This is a genomic window from Streptomyces sp. NPDC005799 (assembly GCF_040630525.1).
In the GTDB taxonomy this organism is placed as follows: Bacteria; Actinomycetota; Actinomycetes; order Streptomycetales; family Streptomycetaceae; genus Streptomyces; species Streptomyces griseorubiginosus_B.
In genome coordinates, this window is record NZ_JBEXXQ010000167.1 from 1 (window position 1) to 3389 (window position 3389).

1 protein-coding gene is annotated in these 3389 nt (G+C 64.5%); it reads left to right on the top strand.

Features of this window, described 5'->3' with window-relative positions:
* Positions 1 to 1208: 1208 nt before the first annotated feature.
* A complete protein-coding gene (locus ABZ453_RS50820; protein WP_359026826.1) occupies positions 1209 to 3080 on the top strand; it encodes an N-acetylmuramoyl-L-alanine amidase in 1872 nt (623 codons plus the stop codon).
* Positions 3081 to 3389 lie beyond the last annotated feature (309 nt).

A 3389-nucleotide genomic window follows, 5' to 3' on the forward strand; every position in this document is an offset into this window, starting at 1 on the left:
ACGATCCGTACCGCCCCCTCGCGGAACTCAGCGTCGTAAATGCGCTTCCCGGATCCCATGACCCCCAACTATCCCTCCAGTCACGGTCTCCACAAAAGGAGGGGAACCTCAGACACGCACGGACGCTGCACCGCTCAACTTCGAAGACCCGGCATGCCCCGCCAGGGACTGGATCTTCTGGTCGCCCAGGGCGCCGACGCGTGGCAGCGGCTTGCCGACCCTGACCTGACCCGTCGCACCGGCCGTCCCCGCCAGCGCCCCGGCTCGCGGAATCGGTCAACTCGAGTACCATCACCGCGTGCTGGCCGCGGTGCTGCGGGCCCCGCCCGGGTTGCCACGACCGTGCTGACCACTGAACTCTTTCAGTTGCTGCCCGGGAGGGTGAGACCGTGTCCGCCGTTGACGCTCGCCCGCCCAGCGAAATCGTGCTCGGTCCCGCCTACCGCCACCACGGCTCCGTCACCCGATCGGTGACCGACCTGAAAAGACTCACTGAGATCCTGGGCCGGTTTCCCCGTTGTTGGCGAATATCGCGCTTTACGTTCTCGATGAGGAGTGGCAGAACGAAGGACGCCGGCTGGGGTGCTGGTGAGGTACTGCGATGATTTCGTAGTCCTGTCGCCGACGGAGCAACGGGCCGAACAGGCCCGTGAATTGGCGGCGCGGGTGCTAGAGGCTCGGGATACGATTGCATCCCAAGAAGACCGGATCGTCTGCCTCACCCGAGGCGGCCAAGGCTTCGACTTTCTCGGCTTCCACCACCGGAAGACGAAGTCGTGGAAATGGCGGGGCAGGTACTACTTGCACCGCTGGCGCTCGGCCAGGGCGATGCGAGTGCTGCGGGACAAAGTCCGTGCGGCGACCGCTCGTTCGAGGACTGAGCGGCCGGTAGCTGCCGTGGTAGCCGATCTCAATCCCGTGCTGTGCGGCGGGGACTGGAGACGGAGCCGAAGCCACCGCGCCAGTCCCCGACCCTACCAAATATCAGGTTATATGCCTCTACTCTGAGACCTTTGTGACTGGTGAGACTTGAGTGCTTACCTACGCCCGGGCTGTGAGCGCCCCACGGGCGATCTTTGCGGCACCAGGCAACGAAAGGCAGCTAAATGCACCAAAGGGGCTTTCACCGGCTGAAGCGACGGCGGGTGCTGATGGGCACGTGCGCGGCCCTGACTCTGAGCGGTCTCGTGGCCGGCTGGGCTACCGCGATGGCGACCGAGTCCGCCCATGCGTCCTCCACTCTGCAGTCGGACTTCGCTGCCGCCGCGACGGAGTTCAATGTGCCTCTTCCGGTGCTGCTCGCAGTCTCGCGCCAGGAGTCCGGGTGGCAAGGTCACGGTGGCGGCTACAGCACCGACGGCGGCTACGGATTGATGAATCTCACAGATGTCACACCTTCGATGTTCAGGGCCGGTGGTTCAGGGGCGGCAGGACGGCATGAACTGCCGAAGATGGCTGCCGATCCCGCACTCCACACCCTGCGGACCGCGGCGAAGCTGATCGGAGCATCTCCCAATGAGCTCCGCACTGACGACCGTCAGAACATTCGTGGCGGAGCCGCCCTCCTCGCCTCGTACCAGAGGAGGCTGACCAGCGGCACTCCAGCCGATCCGGCCGATTGGTTCGGTGCCGTGGCCCGCTACAGCCAGAAGACGGACAAGGCGGGCGCTCGCCGGTTCGCGCAGGCCGTGTTCCGCACTGTCGCTGAAGGGGCTTCAGCCACGACTCACGGTGGGCAGCAAGTCAAGCTTGCCGCCACGCCGGACGCTACGCCGCGCACTTCCCAACTGGACGTGCTGCGGCTCACCACCGCTGACACAGCGGCGGAATGCCCGCCAGAGGTGACGTGCACCTTCGTCCCCGCCGCCGACACCAACTTTCGGCCGGCCAACCGGCCGGCCGACCGTCTTGACATCCGCTACATCGTCATCCACGACACTGAGACCTCGTTCGACACCGCGGTGTCCGACTTCCAGACCCCCTCGTTCGGCGCCGCTGCGAATTACGTCATGCGCTCGTCCACCGGCGCCGTCACCCAGATGGTGTCCAACAAGGACGTTGCCTTCCACGCGGGCAACTTCTGGTTCAACATGCACTCGATCGGTATCGAGCATGAGGGCTTCGCCGCCGACGGTGCCACTTGGTACACGGAGGCGCAATACCAGGCCACTGCCGACCTGGTGAAATACCTGTCAGCCCGATACGGCATACCCCTCGACCGCCAGCACGTCATCGGTCACGACAACGTGCCCGGACCCAACAGCAAGCTGGTGTCGGCCATGCACTTCGATCCGGGGCCGTACTGGGACTGGACCCACTTCATGCAACTGCTCGGTGTCAACATCCCGCAGGGCGGAAAGGGCGGTGTACCCAAGGTCGGCTCGGCCGTGACAATTGCCCCGGACTTCGCAACGAACAAGCAGAGTATCGAAGTATGCGGCCAGCCGACTGGAGTTGGCGGTGCTTCAATGCCCCCCACGGGTGATGGTGCTGCTTCAACGCCCTCCAGCACGCCATGCACCACGCAGACTGAACGGTCGAGCATCCTGTTCGTGCGAACCGCGCCGAGGGACAATGCGCCGCTCTTTCCTGACCAGGCCCTGCATGCGGATGGCAGCGCGGGCAGCGACCACATCGACGACTGGGGCAGTACCGTCACCGCAGGTCAACAGTTCGTGGTCGCCGACGTCAGCAGTGACTGGACCGCAATCTGGTACGGCGGTGCCAAGGTCTGGTTCTCGAATCCGGGTGGTGTCAACACCACTTCCGCCAAGGGCGTCACGATTCTCAAGGCTGCCAGCGCCACCACCGCGCCAGTCTACGGGCAGGCGTACCCAGAGGCGTCCGAGTACCCGGCTGGTTTGGCCCCGTCGACCCAGGCGCCGCTCAGCATGTACACGGTCCCGGCTGGTCAGGCATACGTGGCAACCTCCGCTGCAGTTCCGGCCGATGACTTCTTCGCTAAGGCGTCAGGGGGACACTCGGCAGACACGGTGGTAGTCGGGACCAAGAAGTATTACACGATCCAGTACAACCACCGGGTGGCCCTGCTCGACGCCGCCGACATGACGGTTGGCTAAGGGCGTATCTCCGAACAACACGCGGGTCTACGTCCCGGTAGTGCCGACCTCGGCGTATGCTCGGTGCAACCTGCAAGCTCTAAGTAGGGTCGGGGACTGGCGCGGTGGCTTCCGCTCCGTTTCCAGTCCCCGCCGCTTCAAACCGTGCATGCAGTTCTCCCGCACACGGCTTTCCGACATCGTTCACCGACTGGCATGCACCGTCGCCCTGTGTACGTTTCCGGTAAGACGGTAGACACCGAGCCGGGTGATCCACCCATAAGTAAACCGAGTGGTCCAGTTCCTGCCCGCAAGTCTGTGTTTCCGGCT